Origin of the sequence: Flavobacterium sp. Sr18, from assembly GCF_011064265.1 — a bacterium.
Taxonomy (GTDB): Bacteria; Bacteroidota; Bacteroidia; order Flavobacteriales; family Flavobacteriaceae; genus Flavobacterium; species Flavobacterium petrolei.
In genome coordinates this window covers 3464902-3487829 of record NZ_CP049329.1, presented here as the reverse complement: position 1 = coordinate 3487829, position 22928 = coordinate 3464902, and the positions used below count along the sequence as shown (strand labels likewise).

Annotated in this window: 18 protein-coding genes and 1 other RNA gene; 7 read left to right on the top strand and 12 right to left on the bottom strand. The window is 33.4% G+C overall.

Annotated elements, in window-relative coordinates; translation table 11 throughout:
• Positions 1-16 precede the first annotated feature (16 nt).
• From fsa to ffs, 3 genes are all read right to left on the bottom strand, one after another.
• Positions 17-673, bottom strand: coding sequence for a fructose-6-phosphate aldolase (gene fsa, locus G7A72_RS15265; RefSeq protein WP_073353076.1), 657 nt, complete (start codon positions 671-673; stop codon positions 17-19).
• A gap of 206 nt (positions 674-879) precedes the next feature.
• A complete protein-coding gene (locus G7A72_RS15260) occupies positions 880-1683 on the bottom strand; it encodes an SDR family oxidoreductase (RefSeq protein WP_165153174.1) in 804 nt (267 codons plus the stop codon).
• An 80-nt stretch (positions 1684-1763) separates the two neighbouring features.
• Positions 1764-1861, bottom strand: an RNA gene (gene ffs, locus G7A72_RS15255) — signal recognition particle sRNA small type.
• Between the two features lie 87 nt (positions 1862-1948).
• Between ffs and G7A72_RS15250 the strand changes: the two genes are divergently transcribed.
• Positions 1949-3025: a glutaminyl-peptide cyclotransferase gene (locus tag G7A72_RS15250; protein WP_165153172.1), complete on the top strand. Its 1077-nt coding sequence runs from the start codon at positions 1949-1951 to the stop codon at positions 3023-3025.
• 12 nt (positions 3026-3037) lie between these two features.
• The gene (gene hutI, locus G7A72_RS15245) at positions 3038-4276 is read left to right on the top strand and encodes an imidazolonepropionase (protein ID WP_165153170.1); all 1239 of its coding nucleotides are present in this window, start codon (positions 3038-3040) and stop codon (positions 4274-4276) included.
• A gap of 52 nt (positions 4277-4328) precedes the next feature.
• Here hutI and G7A72_RS15240 read toward each other — a convergent pair whose 3' ends face one another.
• A complete protein-coding gene (locus G7A72_RS15240) occupies positions 4329-5213 on the bottom strand; it encodes a hypothetical protein (RefSeq protein WP_113666641.1) in 885 nt (294 codons plus the stop codon).
• Between the two features lie 101 nt (positions 5214-5314).
• Here G7A72_RS15240 and G7A72_RS15235 point away from each other — a divergent pair, with 101 nt between their 5' ends.
• The 3 genes from G7A72_RS15235 (at position 5315) to G7A72_RS15225 (ending at position 8578) form a co-directional block, all read left to right on the top strand.
• A complete protein-coding gene (locus G7A72_RS15235; protein WP_165153168.1) occupies positions 5315-6355 on the top strand; it encodes a formimidoylglutamase in 1041 nt (346 codons plus the stop codon).
• Positions 6356-6666: 311 nt separating this feature from the next.
• Entirely contained in the window at positions 6667-7923 is a 1257-nt protein-coding gene (locus G7A72_RS15230; protein WP_165153166.1) for a DEAD/DEAH box helicase, read from the top strand.
• A gap of 178 nt (positions 7924-8101) precedes the next feature.
• Entirely contained in the window at positions 8102-8578 is a 477-nt protein-coding gene (locus G7A72_RS15225) for an Hsp20/alpha crystallin family protein (protein WP_113666643.1), read from the top strand.
• Between the two features lie 106 nt (positions 8579-8684).
• Here G7A72_RS15225 and G7A72_RS15220 read toward each other — a convergent pair whose 3' ends face one another.
• From G7A72_RS15220 to aroC, 3 genes are all read right to left on the bottom strand, one after another.
• On the bottom strand, positions 8685-10880 hold the full coding sequence (locus G7A72_RS15220; protein ID WP_165153164.1) for a response regulator: 2196 nt from the start codon (positions 10878-10880) through the stop codon (positions 8685-8687).
• 190 nt (positions 10881-11070) lie between these two features.
• Positions 11071-12351, bottom strand: coding sequence for a dicarboxylate/amino acid:cation symporter (locus G7A72_RS15215; protein ID WP_113666645.1), 1281 nt, complete (start codon positions 12349-12351; stop codon positions 11071-11073).
• 112 nt (positions 12352-12463) lie between these two features.
• Positions 12464-13522, bottom strand: coding sequence for a chorismate synthase (aroC, locus tag G7A72_RS15210; protein WP_165153162.1), 1059 nt, complete (start codon positions 13520-13522; stop codon positions 12464-12466).
• Between the two features lie 183 nt (positions 13523-13705).
• Between aroC and G7A72_RS15205 the strand changes: the two genes are divergently transcribed.
• Both G7A72_RS15205 and G7A72_RS15200 read left to right on the top strand, forming a co-directional pair.
• A complete protein-coding gene (locus G7A72_RS15205) occupies positions 13706-14545 on the top strand; it encodes a UDP-2,3-diacylglucosamine diphosphatase (RefSeq protein ID WP_165153160.1) in 840 nt (279 codons plus the stop codon).
• A gap of 115 nt (positions 14546-14660) precedes the next feature.
• Positions 14661-15164, top strand: a complete 504-nt coding sequence (locus tag G7A72_RS15200) for a hypothetical protein (RefSeq protein WP_165153158.1) — start codon at positions 14661-14663, stop codon at positions 15162-15164.
• Positions 15165-15214: 50 nt separating this feature from the next.
• Here the strand turns inward: G7A72_RS15200 and G7A72_RS15195 are convergent, their stop codons facing one another.
• The 5 genes from G7A72_RS15195 to G7A72_RS15175 all read right to left on the bottom strand — a co-directional run bounded on the left by G7A72_RS15195 (position 15215) and on the right by G7A72_RS15175 (position 22918).
• Positions 15215-15643, bottom strand: coding sequence for a protease complex subunit PrcB family protein (locus G7A72_RS15195; protein ID WP_165153156.1), 429 nt, complete (start codon positions 15641-15643; stop codon positions 15215-15217).
• Between the two features lie 70 nt (positions 15644-15713).
• Entirely contained in the window at positions 15714-16847 is a 1134-nt protein-coding gene (gene bshA / locus G7A72_RS15190) for an N-acetyl-alpha-D-glucosaminyl L-malate synthase BshA (protein ID WP_165153154.1), read from the bottom strand.
• 77 nt (positions 16848-16924) lie between these two features.
• Positions 16925-18937: a heavy metal translocating P-type ATPase gene (locus tag G7A72_RS15185; RefSeq protein ID WP_165153152.1), complete on the bottom strand. Its 2013-nt coding sequence runs from the start codon at positions 18935-18937 to the stop codon at positions 16925-16927.
• Positions 18938-19145: 208 nt separating this feature from the next.
• The gene (locus tag G7A72_RS15180) at positions 19146-19766 is read right to left on the bottom strand and encodes a phosphatase PAP2 family protein (protein ID WP_165153150.1); all 621 of its coding nucleotides are present in this window, start codon (positions 19764-19766) and stop codon (positions 19146-19148) included.
• 155 nt (positions 19767-19921) lie between these two features.
• Complete coding sequence (locus G7A72_RS15175) at positions 19922-22918, bottom strand: glycoside hydrolase family 3 N-terminal domain-containing protein (protein ID WP_165153148.1); 2997 nt, start codon at positions 22916-22918, stop codon at positions 19922-19924.
• Between the last annotated feature and the right edge of the window lie 10 nt (positions 22919-22928).

The following is a 22928-nucleotide window of genomic DNA, read 5'->3' as shown; positions in this document are numbered from 1 at the left end:
ATCGTTAATCTTAAATCTATTTATTTCCTTTCTCGAAATCAGCAACAAACTGTGCCAATCCAATATCAGTCAATGGGTGTTTCAACAAACCGTAAATAGCAGATAATGGTCCAGTCATTACATCAGCACCAATTTTAGCACAGTTTACAATGTGCATGGTGTGACGCACTGAAGCAGCAAGAATTTGAGTTTCGTAACCGTAGTTATCATAAATTAATCTGATTTCTTCAATCAAAGCCAATCCGTCCGTTGATACATCATCCAAACGACCAATGAATGGAGAAACATAAGTAGCTCCCGCTTTTGCAGCCAATAAAGCCTGTCCAGCCGAAAACACTAAAGTTACATTTGTTTTAATTCCTTTATCCGAAAAATATTTAGCAGCCATAACTCCTTCTTTAGTCATAGGCAATTTCACCACGATTTGCTCGTGTAAATCCGCTAACTCTTCTCCTTCTTTAATCATTCCGTCGTAATCCAAAGCATTAACTTCGGCACTTACATCACCATCAACTAGGTTACAAATATCAACATAATGCTTCAAAATGCTGTTTTTCCCTGTAATTCCCTCTTTGGCCATCAACGAAGGATTTGTTGTAACGCCATCCAAAACGCCTAATGCCTGTGCTTCTTTAATCTGAGCTAAATTAGCCGTGTCAATAAAAAATTTCATATTATATAAATTAATTGTGTGTTTCTAATTCTTTGGGCGTGCCCCTTCATGAAAACTTCGGGTCGGGCTTTCCGTTACAATCTTTTATTTTTTAAAGAAAAAAATAAAAGGATTTTCACTGCTATCCCTCACGCAAAATAAAATACCTAACAGCCACTGGTTGTTCTCTTCTTAATCTCAAATCTCACGCAAATTTCCGTACAAAATTACAATTTATAATGGTTCATCAGCATTTTTTCATATACTTTATCCGGTAAAATTCTCTTCAAAACAATTGATAATTTTTGCATAAAAACGCCCACTTTATAATGAATTTCAGGTTCCCGAGTTTGTATAATCTGATAAACTGCTTCTGCCATTTCATTAGGGTTACTGCCGCTATCCACATGTTCATCCATAGTTTTCAATGTATTTCCGTATGGGGTTTCGTAAGCCGAACCTTTTAGAATCGGAGCATGAAAACGTCCCGATGCAATATTTGTCGCAAAATCTCCCGGAGCCACATTAGTAATATGCACACCAAACGATTTTACTTCCATACGCAATGCTTCCGTGATAAGTTCTAACGCTCCTTTTGAAGCAGAATAAACACTCCTGTAAGGCAAACCCATATACCCTGCAATCGAAGTGACATTGATAATCAAACCCGAGCTTTGCGCACGCATTTGGGGCAAAACCGCTTTCATCACTTCAATTGGGCCGAAAAGATTGGTCTCAAAATTATTCTTGATTTCATGCATTGGAATTTCTTCCAAAGGCCCCGTAATCCCAACACCAGCGTTGTTAATAACAACATCTAATCTTCCAGAGATCGAAATCACTTTGGCAATAGCCGCATGAATCGAATCCGCATCCCGAACGTCCAAAGCCACTAAAGGAAAAACCGAATTCAAAATTCGATCCGGATTCCTACTGGTTCCATACACAACAAAACCTTTATGATGCAAAAATTCGCCAATAGATTTTCCTATTCCGGAAGAACCACCTGTAATTAGAACTACTTTATTCATGATAGTTGTTGTTTATGATACGAAAGGTCCAAAAATAAAAAAATCCTCCCGAAGGAAGACTACTTTTGTAATAAATAAAAAAATGGCAAGCGACCTACATCGCACCGCTCAACCACGTACCCTTGCTATGTTCCCATCCTGGGGGAGTCTGCAGGAGCTGGTCGTGTAGGACTTGCCGGTGCAAATATACAATCTTTTTATATTTTTACAAGACCTTTAATCATTAAAAATAACATTGTATATTGGTACAACAAAAAAACAAATCATGAAAAATTATAACTTCCTATCTGTCATTTTATTAGGAATCACCTTAGCAAGTTGCAACGAAACAAAAAAAGGTGAAAATACTTTATTCTCCTTTGATAATTCCAAATTTAAGGAACAATATAAACCACAGGAAGCTCTTTCTTTGGATATTTTGAACTCCAATTCCAAAACTATTGACAGTGTTATCTACTACGTAAATGACAAAAAAATTGGTTCAAAAAAAGGAGCTGATAAACTAACTTTTGAATTGAAAGATCAAAAATTGGGTTATCAAAATCTAAAAGCTTTGGTCTATTACGAAGGTCAAAACTCAGAAGCTACCACTAGAGTAGAATTAGTTTCTGATATTCAGCCAAAATTATTAAAATACACCATCGTAAATACGTATCCACACGATATTCAAGCATACACACAAGGATTAGAATTTTACCGAGACACGCTGTACGAAGGAACTGGAAACGGTTCTGGAAATAGTACCGGAATAAAAGGAATCTCAAGTTTAAGAAAAACAAATTATAAAACTGGAGAAGTTTACAAAAAAGTGGAATTGGCAGACAAATATTTTGGTGAAGGAATTACGATTCTTAATAACAAAATATACCAATTAACGTGGCAAAATAATGAAGGATATGTGTATAACGCGGATACCTTCAAAAAGGAAATAACGTTTACGTATTTCAAACCTATTGAAGGTTGGGGATTAACAAATGACGGAAAATATCTTTATCAATCTGATGGTACCGAAAAAATTTGGATAATAGATCCAACCACATTCAAAGAAGTAGATTACTTGAACGTATATTCCTTTGAAACAAAAATAAAAGCAGTTAATGAACTCGAATGGATTGACGGGAAAATTTATGGAAATGTGTATCAAAAAGATGCTATTGCTGTCATCAATCCTAAAAATGGAGCGGTCGAAGCAATTATTAATCTTGCCGATTTAAAGAAAAAAATAACTCAATTACCGGATACGGATGTCCTAAACGGAATTGCGTACAACCCTAAAACAAAAACCATTTTTGTAACCGGTAAAAATTGGGACAAAATGTTTGAAATCAAAGTTTCTGAATAATTATCATATAAAATGACAACATTAATCATCAATATCAAAGAGTTGCTCCAGGTTCGGGATTCTTCAATTTTGAAAGTGTCGGGTGCTGAAATGGCTGTTCTACCCACTATCAAAAATGCCTATTTAGTACTTAAAAATGGACTTATTTCTGATTTTGGCTCTATGGAGGATTTGCCTAACATAAATCCAGAAAAGTGTATTGATGCAGACGGAAAAATAGTTTTACCATCTTGGTGTGACAGTCATACCCATATTGTGTATGCGGGAAATCGAGAACAGGAATTTGTAGATCGAATCAATGGTTTGACTTATGAAGAAATCGCTAATCGTGGCGGTGGAATCCTAAATTCAGCTAAAAAACTGAACGAAACTTCCGAAGAAGAAATATACCAACAATCCAAAGCGCGACTGGAAGAAGTCATGCGTTTGGGAACCGGAGCAGTAGAAATCAAATCAGGATACGGATTAACCGTTGCTGGAGAATTGAAAATGCTTCACGTGATTCAGCGATTAGCTCAAAACTATCCAATTACAATCAAAGCAACTTTTCTGGGTGCTCATGCTTTCCCATCGGAATACGCAACAAACCACCAAGGTTATATCGATTTAATCATCAATGAAATGCTCCCTGAAATTGCTAAAAATAAACTGGCAGATTTCATCGATGTATTTTGTGAAACGGGTTATTTTACTGTTGAAGAAACCCAACAAATCATCGAAGCTGGGATTAAATTTGGCTTAAAGCCAAAAATCCACGTCAATCAATTTAACTCAATTGGAGGAATTCAAGCGGGAATAAAACACAATGCACTTTCCGTAGATCATCTAGAAGTAATGAAACCGGAAGACATTAAAGCGTTGGAAAATACGGAGACGATGCCTGTTGCATTACCTTCTTGCTCTTATTTTTTGAGTATTCCTTATACGCCAGCTCGAGAAATGATTGCGGCTGGACTTCCTCTAGCTCTCGCTACGGATTACAATCCGGGTTCTACTCCATCCGGAAATATGAATTTTGTAGTAGCAACTGCGTGCATCAAAATGAAAATGACTCCCGAAGAAGCCATTAATGCTGCCACAATAAATGGAGCTTACGCCATGGGAATTTCTGAAACTCACGGAAGCATCACCATTGGAAAAAAAGCAAATCTAATTATCACAAAACCCATACCCTCCTATTATCAAATACCTTACGCTTTTGGCAGTAATCTGATTGAAACTGTACTTTTAGAAGGTGAAATTTTTGCATAAAAAAAAGAGGAACATTAAAGTTCCTCTTTTTTTATTAATATTTTTTGGATGATTATCTTAAGATAAAACTTGTTTTAGAAACCAATATATCAGTATCAAAAATATTGATAAAGTAAGTTCCTTTAGCAAAATCTTTACCTTTAAGATCTTGAGTTACCTGAACAGTTTTATTGTCATATTGTACAACCGTTGTAAAACTGTAAGTTAATGTGTTATCTCCAAAAGTTTGTGTTTTTTTGTCTCCTAAAACATTGTTTTTACTATCAATTACTTGAACGTAATACATTTTCTCACCAGATTTAGCAATCGGGTTTTCAGGAATTGTAAAACTAACTCTAAGGACGTCAGCTCTGCTAGCTTTGTCTGTTTCAATTTGTTTTCCAGAACTTCTTAATTTAAAAGCCGATCCTCTTGTGTTTAAAACTGTCAATTTTGAACCAATTTCAACCGCTTTCGCTAATTCTTCGTTTTGACCTACCAAAACTTCATTGTATTTCTTTGATTCTCCCAAAACAACTACTGTACTATCACGTTGTGTAGTTAAAGTTGTATTTTGCTTTTTTAGCCCTTCATTTTCCGCCATTAAAACTTTCATATTGCCTTGCAGCGCGTTGAATTGAGTTCTATATTTTGACAATGAAGCCACATCACCTTTTGATTTGCTTAAATCAGACATTAAGTTTACCACTTTGTCTCTTTCCAAAATTAACTCATCAGACATTGAAGTGTTTTCTGCAATAGCAGCATCATAAGTCGATTTTAATTCCTGCAAGTCTTTCATCACCGATTCTTTCTCGGTTAACGTAGTTTTTAATTCCGTTTTAACGACTTCAGTATCAGAGGTCATTTTAAAAATGTAGATTAAACTACCCACTAATAAAATCGCCAATACAGCTATTACGGCTTTAAGACTTGAACTGCTTTTTTGATTTTCCATCTCGATTTAATTTTTATTTATTTACAAATTTAACAATATATAACTACCTAATAACGTAAGTTAACACAATTATATTATTTTTGACCAAAATATTTTTTTTAATGGAGAAGATTATCCCGTTCACAATTAAAGATCTCGCAAAGATAACCAACCACAGAAGTGGCGAAATAAAATTTGGAGAAAAAATGATAACCATTCCAAAAGATGCTGATCCTCTTGAATTTCTAAAAACTTGTGAAGCAAAATATGTATTGTTTGGTATTCCCGAAGATATTGGAATAAGAGCAAATTACGGTAGACCCGGAGCTGCTTCAGCTTGGGATAGCGCCATAAAAAGCATCGCAAATATTCAGCACAATCGTTTTTGTAAAGGCAGTCAACTTGTCGTTTTAGGTCAACTTGATGTAAGTGAACTTATGAATAATGTTGAAATTCTTGATTTTAATGATATTGATGACCGTTCTAAATTGAGTCAGCTCGTTGATAAAATTGATAAAGATGTATCGCATATCATTTTCAGTATTGTAAAATTAGGAAAAACTCCTATCGTTATTGGTGGCGGACACAATAATTCCTACGGAAATATAAAAGGAACTGCTCTTGCTAAAGGGAAACCTATAAATGCAATTAATTTTGATGCACATTCTGATTTTAGAATTCTCGAAGGACGCCACAGTGGCAATGGTTTTTCATATGCTTTTGAAGAAGGTTTTTTGAAAAAATATTTCATTTTTGGATTGCATGAAAATTACACTTCAAAAAGTGTTTTGGACATTATTAAAAAAATTGAAGATAGAGTTCGATATATCACGTATGATAGCGTTAGTATTAGAAAAGAAAAAGACTTCGACCAAGAAATGATCTCCGCATTAAGTTTTATAAATGATGATTTTTTTGGAATTGAAATCGACTTGGATGCCATTCCTAACATTGCTTGCAGTGCTATGACAATGAGTGGCTTTTCTGTGGAACAATTGCGTCAGTTTATTTCATTTTTTGGAAAAAATAAAAATGCTTCCTATTTGCATATTTGCGAAGGAGCACCCGATTTAGGAGAAGAAAAAAACAATCATCTGATAGGAAAACTGATAGGTTATTTGGTAACAGATTTTATTAAATCCAACAGCGCATTACCAATTTAAAAAAACACTTTGGACTAAAAGACTATTGATTTAGTTGGCAAACATGAAGTCTGCACCGTTACTATTCGAAATAATAGCCACGAATTTCACAATTTAGCATAAATCACTTCGTGAAAATTTGTGGCATTTTCTTGTCAAGCGAAAAACTAAATACACTAAAACAATTGATTTTACTTATTTTCAGAACCAACAACTTTTAAAAACTCCATAAATTGGGCTCCTAAAAAAGTTATAAAAAACTGTAAAAAATATTAACACTATCTTTGTCGAACTATCTATGTACTTAATACAAGATATTTAATATCCAAAATATGTTATTCGAAGATTTATCACTTTCAAAAAGTATACAAAAAGCCGTATTTGAACAAGGCTATCTGAATCCCACTCCTATTCAAGAACAATCGATTCCTCTAGTATTAGCGGGGAGAGATTTAATCGGATGTGCACAAACCGGAACGGGAAAAACAGGCGCATTTGCTATACCAATTATACATCAATTACACCGAATTGTAGGTTCGTCAAAAAAAGCCAAAGTAATCAGGTCTCTAGTTGTAACTCCAACGCGAGAATTAGCCGTTCAAATAGGCCAAAGCTTTGACGATTATAGCAAATATACTAATTTGACTCAACTGACGATTTTTGGTGGAGTTTCACAAAATCCTCAAGTTGATGCCTTAAAAAATGGTGTAGATATCCTGATAGCAACACCAGGAAGATTACTTGATTTACACAAACAAGGTTTTATTGATTTAGATCATTTGCATACTTTAGTGCTGGATGAGGCAGATCAAATGCTGGACATGGGATTTGTAAACGATGTAAAGAAAATTGTAAAGCTTACGCCAAAAAACAGACAAACTTTGTTTTTCTCAGCTACGATGCCAATTGCCATCCGAGAATTAGCCGAAATGTTTCTCACGGATCCTGCAACCGTAACTGTTTCGCCAGTTTCCTCAACAGCTGAAAACGTAGAACAAAGGGTTTATTTTGTTGAAAAGGCCGAGAAAAGAAATTTACTATATCATTTGATTAAAAATGAAAATTTATCAGATGTACTGGTTTTTTCCAGAACGAAACACGGTGCTGATAATGTTGTAAAAGCATTACGAAAAAACAACATTGCCGTCGAAGCCATTCACGGTGACAAATCACAGAATGCAAGACAACGTGTTTTGGATGCTTTCAAAAATAAAGAAGTTGGCGTATTAGTAGCTACTGATATTGCTGCCAGAGGAATTGATATTGACCAATTGCCGTTTGTAATTAATTTTGATTTACCAAATATTCCTGAGACGTATGTTCACCGAATTGGTAGAACCGGTCGCGCCGGAAATGGCGGAATTGCAATCTCTTTTTGCAGTAAAGACGAGCACGGATATTGGAAAGACATTCAAAAACTGATAAAAGTTGATGTAAAGACCGTAAATGATCATCCGTATCATTGGCATTCAGGCAGTCCGGAAACAGCACCCGCATCTGCTGCACAAAAAAATTCAAACCGAAGCGGTGGAGCGCATAAGTCAAGAAAGTCTGACGCATCTAAACAAAATAAAAAGCGCTGGTATTAATTGTATTTCCAAATCAATTTTTCAGCTGTAAGAATTGCCCTTTTAACCAAAACATAAAAACGTAATTAAACGTTAATACATTGTTATTCAACGTTTTAAATGTTAAAAGCGGTTTGTAAAAATAATTAAATCAATACATTTGATTTAAGATATTATAAACAACTTTAAACACAAAATTATGGAAACTTTAGTTAAAAGAAACGGATTAGTGCCAGTAATGAATACCAGTTTATTTCCTTCAGTAAATACATTTTTTGATGATTTTATCTCAAGAGATCTATTTGATTGGACTGATAAAAATTTTACCGCTATGGGCAGTAATTTACCTTCAGTGAATTTAAAAGAAACTGATGACAAACTACAAGTAGAACTAGCTGCTCCGGGAATGAAAAAAGAAGATTTTAAAGTTGAAATTGACAATAACATGCTCATGATTTCTTCTGAAAAAAAAGAAGAAAAAGAAGAAACAAGAAAAAAAGATAATTACGTTCGAAAAGAGTTTAGTTATCAATCCTTCTTTCGATCTTTTACTTTACCGGATTCAATTGATGAAAATAAAATTGAAGCAAGTTATAAAGATGGAATTCTTCATGTCGATATTGCAAAAAAAGACAATGGAAAGAAAAAGTTGTTAAAAAAAATTGCAATAAAATAATAAAATATTCAATTTTTAACAGATAAAAAATCGTTAAATCTAAGAGTTTGTATAAGACTTTAAAGATTTAACGATTTTTTTTTAGTACTTAAAAAATATCGTTTCTTTAATTTTTAGAGATTAAAATTGTTATGATTTTATACAATTTAACCGAATCAAAAGGTTTTATAATAATATCATTAATTCCAGCTGAGAGCGCTTCTTCTGTAATTTCAGCTTTATCAAAAGCTGTCAGTGCTACAATTGGTGTTTCGATTCCCATCAGACGAATTTTGCGAGTAGTTTCAAACCCATTTATTAGAGGCATATTGATATCCATCAAGATAATATCAAAATATTCTTTATCAAGAATTTCTAATGCGGCATATCCGTTATCAACTACGCTACATTTATAATTATTCTTTTCTATAGTTTTTTTGGTCACCAACTGATTAATACGATTATCCTCAACAACCAAAACATTTATGGAATGAGGAGGAGAAATATCAACTTGAATGTTATTGATGATATCAATTGTTTTCTCAGGATTGTATTCGAAAGCAATCAAGAACTTAAAAATAGTTCCCTGACCAATGGTGCTTTGTAATGAAATACTACTATTGAATAAACCTAAGAGTTGTTTTACTATTGAAAGTCCAAGTCCAGTTCCTTGATAATCCGTTTCTTTTCGACCTACCTGTACAAATTTATCAAAAATCTTCTCTTGATCTTCAGCTGCAATTCCAATTCCGTTGTCTTCAATTCTGAACTCTAAAAAATAAGATTTACCTTCTACTCTTTCTAAATTTACGTGAATTATTACTTCACCATTTATCGTAAATTTCAGAGCATTACTCACCAAATTCATAATGATTTGAGAAAGCCGTAATTTATCCCCAATTAAATATACAGGAATAGTAGGATCAATTTTTACTACTATAAAATTATTATTGTTTTTAGCTAAAAAGGAAAGTGAATTTTTGACCATATTAATTTCATCCGAAATATTAAAAGTCAAATTCTCCAAAATCATTCTATTATCTTCAATTTTGTTGATTTGAAGAATATCATTTACGAGCGAAAGCAAGTATCTAGCCGAAAATTTTAGCGAACTCAAGTGCGGACTGTCGGCTAATTCTTTATGCTCGTCCAACAACATATTTGTAATTCCAACCACTCCATATAAAGGAGTTCTGAGTTCATGGCTAATAGTTGATACAAATTGCGATTTTAAAACAGAAGCTTCCTCAGCTTTTTCCTTTGCAATTAGTAGTTGTTTGTTAGTCGCTGAAAGTTCCGCATTCAATTTTTTTTTGAAATTATTGTTTTTGAGCAAAGTATAAAGCAAAAGCAATAAAACGATGGATATTACTGTAAATAACACCAAAATCGTTTTAGATTTTTCAACAATTTGAAGTTGGGCTTCTTTTTCGATTTCAAAATTATCAATTTCTCTTTTGTACTCATCTAATTCAACATTAATTCCGGCAATATTAGCTTTCTCCAGTTTTTCCTTGTTGTAGAGTAATGCGGTAATTTCGTTGTATCGATTAAGGTTTTCGTACGCATTTTTATAATTACCTTTGTTCATTAAATGCTTAGAATATTCAAGATGTGCAAAGGATAAATCAGACTTTTCATTGGCTTCATTCCCAACTTTAATAGCATTTAAAAAAGAACTAGTTGCTTTTTCATGATTGCCTTGTTGGGAATAATACATTCCGTTGAGCATATTTATAGCAGCAGCATTAGATTTATTACCGTATTTTAAATTGTACTTATTTACGAATTCTAAACTTGGATGTCCTTTTTCAAAATGGCCAACGTCAAAATAAGCCCAAGCAATATTCAATTTGGTCATGAAAATCTGATTAGTGTCCGCTATTTTTTGACTGTATTTAATAGCATTTTCATAGAAATTTATCCCTTTATTATATTGCTTCTTTTCAAAACAGTAAATGTTGCCTAAATTGTTATGAATCCTACTTTGAAGAGTATCATTACTAATCTTGTTAGCGTACTTTAATGCTTTATTGTAGAAATAAATAGCTTTGTCAAATTCAGCAAGTTCAGCGTAATTAGCAGCTATGGTAGTGTAGGAGATTGTGGTTGCAGCAGAATCATTAGCAGTAATGGCTTTTTGTAATGCTACCTTAGAAATTTCTAATGATTTTTCAAAATTAGCCTCCTTTAAATAGTGAGAAGCCAGATTCGTTAGTTTGGTAATTTCTTTTTCAGAAAAAATTTTTGTTTGTGCAAAAATAGTATTGTTAACCGAATTTACCGTCAACAATACCCACAGAACAACACGTATTTGATACATAAACAATTAAATTTTATCAAATATACATTATATTAATAAAAAAAAGAGTAAAAGTATAAATTATGTCTTAAAATCAAACACAAGAAAAGAAAAATTTAAAAGACAGTAAATATCCAATTATTTAAACAAAAAAACCTGCTCAATAATTGAACAGGTTAAAATAGATACTTTAAAATACTATTAATTTCTATTACTCGATAACAACTTCTTCTGTTTCATCAGCACCCTCCCATTGCCCTACAACTGAAGTCGCTAAAGCATTTCCTAAAACATTTGTTGCACTACGAAACATATCGCAAAAGTGATCAATTGGTAAGATCAAAGCAATTCCTTCAATTGGAATGTCAAACATACCGCATGTTGCGGCAACAACCACTAAGCTCGCTCTTGGAACGCCTGCAATACCTTTACTGGTAAGCATTAAAACTAAAAGCATTGTCATTTGAGTTCCTAAATCTAAATCGATTCCGTAGGCTTGCGCAATGAAAATACTAGCAAAAGTCATGTACATCATACTTCCGTCCAAATTGAAAGAATATCCAAGTGGCAACATGAAAGATACAATCCTGTCTTTGACACCAAAACGTTCTAATTCTTCTGTCAATTTTGGAAATACAGCTTCACTGCTGGTTGTACCAAAAGCAATAATTAACGGACTGACAATTCTTTTAAGCAAGACAGTCATTCTGCTTTTCAGAAAAATATACCCCACTATAATCAATACTATCCAAAGTGATGAAATTCCAATTAAGAACGAACCAAAAAACTTAAAGTAAGTAATGGCTAATTCTTGAAAATCTCTTACCGCAAATACACCAGCAATAGCACCGAAAACTCCAATTGGAGCAAACTTCATTACATAATTTACCATTTTCAGAACAATGTGAGATGTTTTATCCAAAGCGTTTGTAACTGGCTTTACATAATCTCCCAATGCGGCTGCGGCCAGACCAAAGAAAATAGAAAAAATTACAATTTGTAAAATTTCATTGGTTGCCATGGCTTCAAAAATACTTTTAGGCACAATATGTTCTATAAAGTTTTCAAAAGATATATTTTGAGTTTTTGCAGTAACTTCTGAAACTGAACCCATATCAACATTTGATAAATTAAGGCCAACTCCCGGTTCCAATATGTTTACAAAAAACATACCTAATAATAAGGAGATAAATGAAGCTGTAAAAAACCATCCCATCGCTTTTCCTCCTATTCTTCCTACTGCCTTAATATCACCAAGTTTCGCAATTCCTACTACTAAAGTTGTAAAAACCAATGGAGAAATAATCATTTGAACCAATCGAATGAAAATTGTCGCCAGAATTTTGATTTTATTACTAAAATTTTGAGCCGATTCTGGAGAGATCGAATTGTGTATGATAATGCCTAAAACAGCACCCAAAACCATAGCAATTAATATTTGACCCGTTAATCCTGAAAAAAAAGATGGTTTTTTAGTTGTATTGGTATTCATTAATGTGTTTGTTAGGCTTCAGGACTTATTCTGATTAGAACACTATATTTTTTACTTACATTGAAGTTGAAAATCGGTAATGTTTATAATAGAAAAGCTCCAAAAATTAGTATTAATATATTTTGTTTATCAAATAAAAATCAGCTAAAACAATCGCTGCCATTGCTTCAACAATAGGCACGGCACGTGGAACAACACAAGGATCATGGCGTCCCTTTCCAGTCATTTCCGTAATATTGCCTTTATTGTCTAAGGATTCTTGTTTTTGCATAATGGTAGCTACCGGTTTAAAAGCAACTCGGAAATAAATATCCATTCCATTACTGATACCGCCTTGTATTCCGCCTGAAAGATTGCTTTTTGTCGTTCCATCAGCATTGTATAAATCATTATGTTCGCTACCTTTCATTTTTGCACCACAAAAACCACTGCCAAATTCAAATCCTTTTACGGCATTTATGGAGAGCATCGCTTTACCAAGTTCCGCATGAAGTTTATCAAAAACTGGTTCTCCTAAACCAATAGGTACATTTTGAATCACACAGGTTACAGTTCCGCCCACAGTATCGCCTTGTTTGCGAATATCCCGAATGTATTCTTCCATAATTACCGCTGCTTCTTCATCTGGGCAGCGAACCGGATTATTTTCAATTTTTGAAAAGTCTAAATCTTGGTATGGTTTTTCTAAAAATATTGGACCTACAGAAGAAACGTAAGCATTAATTTTTATTTCTGGTAACATTTGTTTTGCCACAGCACCAGCCACAACTCTGCTAGCAGTTTCACGAGCAGAACTGCGTCCGCCACCACGATAATCCCGAATTCCATATTTTTTTTCATATACATAATCGGCATGACTAGGTCTATAATTATCTTTTATATGGGAATAATCGTCTGATTTTTGATTGGTATTCGGAATGATAAAGCCAATTGGTGTACCTGTTGTTTTACCTTCAAAAATCCCAGAAAGAAATTGCACGTCATCTGGCTCTTTTCGTTGGGTAACGATAGCTGATTGACCTGGTTTTCTTCGTGACATTTCGAATTGGATTGCTTCTAAATCTATTGTGATTCCAGGAGGACAACCATCTATGATTCCGCCTAAAGCGTCACCATGGGATTCTCCAAAAGTTGTTATTCTAAATAGTGTTCCGTAGCTATTTCCTGCCATTATAATTTGTTTTGAACAAAAGTACCATTTTAGTTTAAAGTTCAAAATTTTAGCCTTTAAAGTTTTAACCAACATTTCACATTTATTGTTATTAAATTAATATTCTATGACATTTCTTAACTTTTAATTCCATTTCATTTGATAATATTTCGATTATTTTGCTAAACTTCAAATGAAAAAACCTTGAAAAAAAGAAAAGTCGAGTTAGTGGTAATTTCAGATGTGCATCTTGGAACTTTTGGAAGCCATGCCAAGGAACTTTACAATTATTTATCCGCCATAAAACCCAAGATTTTAGTATTAAATGGCGATATTATTGATGTCTGGCAATTTAGAAAGTCCTATTTTCCAAAAGCACATTTAAAGGTCATCCAAAAAATTATCAGTTTTGCTTCAAAGGGAACAAAAGTCTATTACATTACAGGAAATCATGATGAAATGCTCCGAAAATTCAGCGATATGAATTTGGGTAATTTTACTTTAGTCGACAAATTAGTCTTAGATCTTGATGATAAAAAAGCATGGATTTTTCATGGCGACGTCTTTGATGCTTCTGTGCAGCACTCAAAATGGATTGCAAAATTAGGCGGATTAGGATATGACTATCTAATTCTTTTAAACCGATTTGTAAACTGGTGTTTGTTGAAAATAGGAAAAGAACCTTACTCTTTTTCTAAAAAAATAAAGGCAAGTGTTAAGAAAGCAGTAAAACACATTTCTGATTTTGAGAAAACAGCCACTGAATTAGCGATTGAAAAGAAGTATGATTATGTAATTTGTGGTCACATCCACGAGCCAAAAATGATTCAAAAAGAAACTAAAATGGGCAATACAATGTATTTAAATTCCGGAGATTGGATTGAGAATCTCACAGCATTAGAGTACAATAAAAAACGTTGGAAATTATTTCGCTATTCGGAAATGAATTATGTTGAGGAAGATAATCTTTTTGAAATGGAAGATATTTTAAGCAATCAAGTCATTGCTTCCGTGCTATTCTCGAAACAAAACATTTTGATGTGATTCTCTTTTTTGGTCGCTGTGATTCCGGAATATGTAAATTATATAACTTATTTCTGAAATTTTATAAAAATGCATCTTATCTTAGTATTACATTTGTATCAACAAAAACTCACTTATGAAAAAGATTATTTTATCGGCAATAATGTTAATTGGATTAGCATTTACCGCACAAGCACAGGATATTTCAAAAAATGCATTAGGTCTTCGTTTTGGAGATAGCGGTGGATTTGGTGCTGAACTTTCTTACCAAAGAGGTTTATCAGCTAACAACCGTTTAGAATTAGACTTAGGTTGGAGAAACAGAAGTAACTTTAACAATAATGACTACGATGACAGTGCTATCAAACTTACAGGTTTATACCAATGGGTATGGAACATTGATGGTGGTTTCAATTGGTATGCAGGTGTTGGTGGTGGTGTAGGTAACTACAGTTATGATAACAACAATACTTCATACAATGATACTTTTGCATTTGCTGCTGGAGATATCGGTATTGAATACAACTTTGACTTTCCTTTATTAGTATCTTTAGATTTCAGACCTGAATTTGGTGGAAGTGGATACTACAAAAACAACTATGGTTCTGATGTAGCTTTAGCTCTTAAATATCAATTCTAGTTTTATCCAAACAATACATGAAAACGGCCACTAGAAATAGTGGCCGTTTTTTATTTAATTATAATTTCTTTTTTTGAATTTATTTTGACAACACAAAAAGGAGTTGTAAAGGCCTGTGTTAACATGCTGCCCGGTTCAGGATTGGTTTCTTTTACGGTTATAATTACATTTTTATCTGTTTCAACAATATTTTCAATTCCTATACTATAACCGCCAGTTGTTTTCTCTCCCATATTCAAAACAATAAAATTCGAGTTTTGAATATCAGTAACACTAATCTTATCTTTCAAATTTTCATCATTCTGCAGCATTTTAATTTCGTTTGGCTCAGAAAGTATTTCAAAAAAACGAATATTTGCACCGCCATTAGATTGCTGTGTCAAAACTTCATATAATTTGCTTGTATCCGAAATCTTTGAAGAAGTAGTACTACATGAAGCAAGCGTAATAGCAAATGCGGAAAGAATTAGTTTTTTCATTTTTATATTTTTAAATAAACGGAAAAGCTTAAACTACTTATTCTCATTCATAAAATTATCAATCGAGAGTTTATAAATATTTATTGATGGCTTTTTGATACAACGCTTCATAAAGTGGCAAAATGTTTTTAATATCAAATTTTTTCGCAATTGATAAAGCATTTTCTTTAAACTGTTTCAGAACTAAATCATCCTTTAAAATTTTCAAGGCATTTTGAGCCATCTCATCCGTGTCTCCCACGTCACTTAAATAACCGGAAATACCGTCAAAATTTACTTCAGGCAAACCTCCGGAATTACTGGAAATGACAGGAACTTTGCACGCCATTGCTTCCAGAGCGGCTAAACCAAAACTTTCTGTTTCAGACGGAAGCAAAAACAAATCCGTTAGGCACAAAATTTTATCAATTTCGTTACTGTTACCAAAAAAGATGACTTTATCTAAAATTCCCAATTCCTGACATAAATATTCTGCTTTTTCTTTTTCAGGACCATCTCCTACCATCATCAGTTTCGCTGGAATCTCTTTCTGGATGTTATAGAAAATTTTAATTACATCCGGAATTCTTTTTACTTTTCTAAAATTACTGATGTGCGTAATAATTCGCTCATTTTCCTTTGCCATTACTGAACGTTGACAAGGAATACTCGGATCATTTGTGTTTTTTTCCAATTCAATAAAATTTGGAATCACCTCGATTTCATTTTTTATATTGAATAGTTTAAGTGTATCATCTTTCAAACTTTGGGAAACCGAAGTCACAAAATCAGATTTATTAATGCTAAAAGTTACGGCCGGTTTATAAAAAGGATGATTACCAACCAATGTAATGTCAGTTCCGTGTAAAGTAGTCACCATCGGAATATTGATTCCTTCATCTTTTAACATTTGCTTGGCCATGTACCCCGCATAAGCATGCGGAATGGCGTAATGCACATGAAGCAGTTCTATTTTATATAATTTAACCATATCGACTAATTTACTAGACAAAGCCAATTCATACGGTTGATAATGGAATAAAGGATATTCAGGGACATTTACTTCGTGGTAATGAACATTTGGACTTAAAAGTGCCAAACGTACGGGCTGACTGTAGGTTATAAAATGGATTTCATGACCGCGACGCGCCAATTCCAGCCCTAATTCTGTAGCGACAACACCACTACCTCCAAAGGTAGGATAACAAACTATTGCAATTTTCATGTATGTAATTTAATGAAACGAAATTAAGAAAAATAGGAATGAGTTTTATGGAATTTTAAGTTAAAAACGAGATGAATTTAAAATTTCATTCGCTGAATTCTAACCGCATTCAAAATTGCCAGTAATGCCACACCAACATCCGCAAAAACAGCTTCCCACATTGAGGCAAGTCCACCAGCTCCAAGAATTAAAACTATCAGTTTTACAGAAAAAGCCAAACTAATATTTTGCCAAACGAGTTGTTTTGTTTTTCTTCCAATAGCAATGGCGGTAAAAATCTTAGTAGGCTGATCATTTTGAATAACAATATCAGCCGTTTCAATTGTTGCATCGCTTCCTAAACCACCCATAGCAATTCCGGCTTGGGCCAAAGCAATTACTGGAGCATCATTTACGCCATCTCCTACAAATGCAACTTTTAGTTTTTGGTTTATAAGTGCTGTTACTTTTTCGACCTTGTTTTCCGGTAATAAATCCCCAAAAGCTTCATCAATATTCAACTCTTTGGCAACAGCCGAAACTACAGCTTGATTATCACCGGATAGCAGAATTGTTTTGATATTTATTTGGTGTAAACTTTCAATAGCTGTTTTAGCATCTTCTTTTATTTCATCGGCAATAAGGAAATAACCAGAATATTTCTTATCGATGGCAACAATTATAATGGTAAATGGAATTGTATCTAACTGTTTGTCATAATCGATATTAAATTTATTCATCAGTTTAGGATTTCCCACTAAAATTTCTTTTCCATCCGCAACGCCTTTCAAACCAAGCCCTGAAATCTCCGTAACATCAGAAACAACAATTTCATTATTAGTATTATTGGCGAATTCTAGTATTGCAGAACCAACAGGATGCGAAGATTTGGCTTCGATTGCAGCAGTATAATTTACCAAATCAGCCTCGGGAATCCCTATTGAAACTACTTTTTGAACTTTAAAAACACCTTTAGTCAATGTTCCAGTTTTGTCCATAACCACTACCTGAATAGCTGCCATTGTATCCAAAAATGTAGATCCTTTAAACAGTATTCCGTTTTTACTTGCTGCGCCAATACCGCCAAAATACCCCAACGGTATAGAAATCACTAAGGCACAAGGACATGAAACCACCAAAAAAATCAAGGCTCGATACAACCAATCTTTAAACACATACGGTTCAACAAACAAGATTGGAACCAAACAGATGGCAATGGCAAGATATACTACTATTGGCGTGTAGATTTTAGCAAACTTCCTAATGAATAATTCTGTCGGCGCTTTTTTGGCAGTAGCATCCTGAACCATTTCCAGAATTTTAGACAATTTACTGTCCGTAAATGCTGTAGTAACTTCAACTTGAGAAATCGTATTGAGATTAATCATTCCTGCAAGAATTGCTTCTCCTTTTGATTTGGTGTCAGGTTTACTTTCGCCGGTTAGTGCGGCTGTATTGAAAGTAGCATAATCCGAAAGTAATTTCCCATCCAATGCTAATTTTTCTCCGGGTTTTAATTCTATGATTTCTCCAATAGTTACTTCCCGAGCTTTTTTGGAAACAATATTAACCCCATCAAGAACATTTGAAACATCAGGTCTTTCATCCAGTAATGATTTTATGTTGGATTTGGCTTTTTTAACGGCGAGCATTTGAAACAGTTCACCAATGGCGTAAAATAACATTACAGTAACTCCTTCTGCATATTGACCAATTCCAAAAGCGCCAATGGTAGCAACACTCATTAAGAAAAACTCAGAAAAAACGACTCCGTTACGAATACTTTCATATGCTTCTTTCAAAACTGGAAAACCTACCGGAATATAAGCTATAACATACCATGTAATTCGAATCCAACCATTAAACCAAGATTGAGTAAAGTAATTATCAAATAGTATAGCAATTAGCAATACTATAAAACTAATTATGGAAGGTAAAAACATTCTCAAGGTACTTTTATCTCCATCAGAATGATTATGATCTTCCTCATCGTGATTTTCTGAGTCACTGTGAGAAGTACAACATCCCGTATCTAGCCCTCCTTTATTACCTTTTTTTTCTTCTAAATTACAGCAAGATTCTTCAACATCCATATCATGTTTGTGTGTCATTTTAGATAATTTATTTAATAAAAAAAAGAACTAATAACAATCAAAAATGTTACTATTACTGTAAAGTTAGTTGAATTTAGTGTTTTATCTTTTGATATAGTACATAAAATCACCGCTTCTAATAGCCAGACAATTATTTATTTATTATTAAATAATTTAGACTTGAACTCTTTATCATTTTCAAACGTTAATTACAGTACTTCTAGCGCTACTCGTCCTTTATAGAACTTTTTTTATTAATCCATTTATTCACTTTATAGCTAAGATAAGCCGAACCGCTACCAATTATTGCCCCTGCAAGTACATCACTTGGATAATGAACCCCTAAGTGCATTCGAGAATATCCCACTGCGCCTGCCCATACAAAAGACGGTGCAATAACATACCATTTGGGATAGGCTAAACTCAGTGATGTTGCTGTTGCAAAAGCTAAAGAAGTATGTCCCGAAGGAAATGATTTCCCCAAAGACGATGCTGCTTGTTCAATATCAGGATAGGTCTCAAATGGTCTGCTTCTTTTTATAGTATGTTTCAATGCAGTGGTAATAAATGCATTTACTAAGAATGTTTCCCCTATAAAAATTGCTTGTTTCTTGATGGTACTATCTTTCTTTATTAAAGCAACCGAATATAAAATAATGGGGGTTGCGACACTGATTGGAACCGCACTATTCGTTACTAATTTAAAAGTAGGATCTAAATTCATATTCCTATCAGCATTGATATCTCGTAGAATATTAATATCAATATTTTGAGCATTTACAAAAGTCATGCAAAAAAGCAATACAATTAAATTGACTTTTGTAAAAACGGCATTCCTATTTTTCATCAAACTATTTTTATCTCAAATATACTTTAATTCACCTAAAATTTATAATTAAATATTTCTACTAAAATTATTGAAAACGTTTTTAATAGAAATAGTACAAATGAAATTGTTAATAATTTCATTTGTACTATTTCTATTATAACCTCAAAAATAGGTTAGTTTATAATCGCTTCATAAATCACCTTTTGGATATCTTCCCGAATATTTGCTTTGGATAATCTATTCTCTGCAGCAACCGGAAAAGTTCTATTGGATAAAAAAACATATACAATTTGTGTTTCAGGATCGGCCCAAGCCATTGTTCCAGTGTAGCCGGTGTGTCCAAAACTGGTCATCGAAGCACAACCACAAGTAGGTCCCTCAGCACCCAATTGTGGTTTATCAAAACCAACACCTCGCCTATTTCCCACTGCGCAGAAATAACAAGTATTGAAGTCTTCAAAAGTTTTCTCGGAAAAATATTGCTGATTGCCATAATTCCCTTTTTGCAGATAAAGTTCCATTATTTTAGCCACATCCATTGCATTCGAAAAAACTCCTGCATGACCAGAAACTCCACCTTCTAAAGCTGCAGATAAATCATTGACATACCCTTGCAAAAGCTGGCGACGGAAATACGTATCCGTTTCCGTTGGCGGAATTCTATTTTTATCAAATTTATTCAATGGATTAAAACTGGAATTATTCATTCCAAGCGAGCTATAGAAATTTTCCTGAATCAAAACATCTAATGTTTTACCGGTTGTTTTTTCTAAATAATCCTTCAAAATCATGAAAGTAAGATCACTGTATTTGTATTCTTTTTTCACTGACAGCTTACTATCCACAATCATTTTCATAATAGTATCACTAAAATCATTTCGTATAAAAAGACTATCTCCTAATTTTTTCGAGAAATTCTCTTCGGCAACTTTCCTAAAATAAACCTCAGAAGGAGATTTTGATTTATCAATCGTAGCCTTGTAAAATGGAATTCCTGCCGCTAAACCTGCATAATGAGACAATAAATCCTTGAAATTAATATTCGCTTTATTGGTATCTTTAAAAATGGGAGACATAGTTCCTAATGTAGTCTCCAGATTTATTTTTTGTTGATCGTATTGCAACATTACATTGGGTAACGTGGCCAAAATTTTTGTTAATGATGCCACATCATAAATATCAGAATCCTCCACTTTTATCGATTTATCATAAGTATGGTATCCGAATGATTTTTGATATATAACTTTACCTTTTCGGGCTACCAAAACCTGAATTCCAGGTGTCATTTTAGCATTAATAGCGTTATTGGCGATATCGTCAATTTTTGATAAAATAGTTGAATTCATTCCAACATTTTCCGGTGTAGTAAACCCTAAACGATTCAATTTTTCTGTTGGCAAACCATCATTTACTTTGAAAATATCATTGATTGAAACCGGCAATTTGCCTTTTGCTTCGATAGATCCAAAAATTAATTCTGCAGAAACTATTTGAGCAATCTTACTATTTTGATAGGAAACAACTAATCCTTCAATATCCTCAAAATTTGTAATGGGTAATAATGAATAAGGTTTTGCAAAAACATTTAGAATTACATTGTTATTCTTGGCTAAAAAATTGATTTTAAAAACTTCATTCGCTTTTAAATCATCGTTTCTAAAAGCAACATCTGATTTGTGATAGCCAATAATTACCGCTGTAAAAGACTGCAATTTCACTTGCAAACTGTCCAGATTAGTATCTTCAAATACAGTTACTTCAGCGTATTTTTTTAAAGTCGACACAAAAGCATCGTTGCTGTCATCACCAATTTTTACATAAGCAATTTTTTGTTTATCCAAATTTTTAATTGGCAAAACAGCCGAAGTATTTTTTAGAACCGTAATCGCATTTTCATACAATTCATATTGCAGTGCATCATTTTCTAAAGCATTTAAATCATTGTATAAATTTTCAGTGGCAATTGGTATATTCGCATTCAACCCAGCCTTGTACTTGAATTTTAAAATTTTCTTTACAGAAAAAGCCAACCGCTCATCAGTAAATAAATTCAAGGAATATGCCAATCTAAATTTATCAATCGCAGCAGGGACATTCTCAGGAAACAACAAAACGTCATTTCCGGCCATAAAAGCTTCAAAGTTGATTTCACTGGGTAATTTAAAATTACTTACACTTTTCATATTCAAAGCATCGGTAAAAATAAGTCCTTTGAAACCTAGTTCTTTTTGAAGAATATCAGTAACTACATTATAAGAAATCGAAGAAGGAAAATTAGGTCTTGGTTCTAAACTGGGAACGCTTAAATGTGCCACCATAACTGATGCAAGTCCTTCATGAAACATTTTTTTGTAAGGGTAAAACTCAATATCTTTTAGTCTTTCTTTTGAAGAATTGATGATTGGTAATTTTTTATGAGAATCGGTATCCGTATCGCCGTGACCCGGAAAATGTTTCCCTGTCGAAAATACTCCCTGACTTTGAACCCCGTTCATTACGGAAATTGCCCGTTCTGTAACTTTAAATTTATCTTCGCCAAAAGAACGAAAACCTATAATAGGATTTCTGGGATTTGAATTGATATCAAGCACCGGTGCAAAATTAAACTGCATTCCCAATCGCTTGCTCTGCTGTCCCATTTGCGCACCAACTTTCTCTAAAAGTTTCATGTCTTGAATGGCCCCGAGAGTCATATTCCAAGGATAACGATAGGTCGAATCCAATCGCATGCCCAAACCCCATTCCGCATCACTTCCAATAAAAAGTGGGATTTTTGATTTGGATTGAAAACGATTAGTCAATTTAGCCTGGCGAACCGGACCGCCTTGGAAGAAAATTAATCCTCCAATTTTATAATCCAAAATAAGTTTTTCAATTGCATTACTATGAGTAGAATCTTTATTGGAATAAGCAGCAACCATAAATAATTGCCCAAATTTTTCCTCTAAGGTCATAGTATTATAAAGACTATCTACCCATTTGTTTCCTTCGGGAGACAAGTCAAAAAGCTTGGGAATATTAGTTTTATTTGTGCTGTCCAGATTTTCTATTTTGGACGGAACTGTGGATACAATTGTTTTGTTCTTATTCACTTTTGTACCAACGCAACCAGTAGCAACAAAAATAAATAAGACATAAGAAAAAACAATTTTGATGCCTATTTTTTTCATTGAACTATTT

Excerpts from the sequence above, each read along its gene's own strand:
- G7A72_RS15225 (WP_113666643.1), top strand. The coding sequence starts at position 8,102 with ATGGAAACTTTAGTTAAAAGAAACGGATTAGTGCCAGTAATGAATACC.
- hutI (WP_165153170.1), top strand. The coding sequence starts at position 3,038 with ATGACAACATTAATCATCAATATCAAAGAGTTGCTCCAGGTTCGGGAT.
- G7A72_RS15185 (WP_165153152.1), bottom strand. The coding sequence starts at position 18,937 with ATGACACACAAACATGATATGGATGTTGAAGAATCTTGCTGTAATTTA.
- G7A72_RS15235 (WP_165153168.1), top strand. The coding sequence starts at position 5,315 with ATGGAGAAGATTATCCCGTTCACAATTAAAGATCTCGCAAAGATAACC.
- G7A72_RS15215 (WP_113666645.1), bottom strand. The coding sequence starts at position 12,351 with ATGAATACCAATACAACTAAAAAACCATCTTTTTTTTCAGGATTAACG.
- fsa (WP_073353076.1), bottom strand. The coding sequence starts at position 673 with ATGAAATTTTTTATTGACACGGCTAATTTAGCTCAGATTAAAGAAGCA.
- G7A72_RS15260 (WP_165153174.1), bottom strand. The coding sequence starts at position 1,683 with ATGAATAAAGTAGTTCTAATTACAGGTGGTTCTTCCGGAATAGGAAAA.
- G7A72_RS15220 (WP_165153164.1), bottom strand. The coding sequence starts at position 10,880 with ATGTATCAAATACGTGTTGTTCTGTGGGTATTGTTGACGGTAAATTCG.
- aroC (WP_165153162.1), bottom strand. The coding sequence starts at position 13,522 with ATGGCAGGAAATAGCTACGGAACACTATTTAGAATAACAACTTTTGGA.
- bshA (WP_165153154.1), bottom strand. The coding sequence starts at position 16,847 with ATGAAAATTGCAATAGTTTGTTATCCTACCTTTGGAGGTAGTGGTGTT.
- G7A72_RS15230 (WP_165153166.1), top strand. The coding sequence starts at position 6,667 with ATGTTATTCGAAGATTTATCACTTTCAAAAAGTATACAAAAAGCCGTA.
- G7A72_RS15200 (WP_165153158.1), top strand. The coding sequence starts at position 14,661 with ATGAAAAAGATTATTTTATCGGCAATAATGTTAATTGGATTAGCATTT.
- G7A72_RS15180 (WP_165153150.1), bottom strand. The coding sequence starts at position 19,766 with ATGAAAAATAGGAATGCCGTTTTTACAAAAGTCAATTTAATTGTATTG.
- G7A72_RS15240 (WP_113666641.1), bottom strand. The coding sequence starts at position 5,213 with ATGGAAAATCAAAAAAGCAGTTCAAGTCTTAAAGCCGTAATAGCTGTA.
- G7A72_RS15175 (WP_165153148.1), bottom strand. The coding sequence starts at position 22,918 with ATGAAAAAAATAGGCATCAAAATTGTTTTTTCTTATGTCTTATTTATT.
- G7A72_RS15195 (WP_165153156.1), bottom strand. The coding sequence starts at position 15,643 with ATGAAAAAACTAATTCTTTCCGCATTTGCTATTACGCTTGCTTCATGT.
- G7A72_RS15250 (WP_165153172.1), top strand. The coding sequence starts at position 1,949 with ATGAAAAATTATAACTTCCTATCTGTCATTTTATTAGGAATCACCTTA.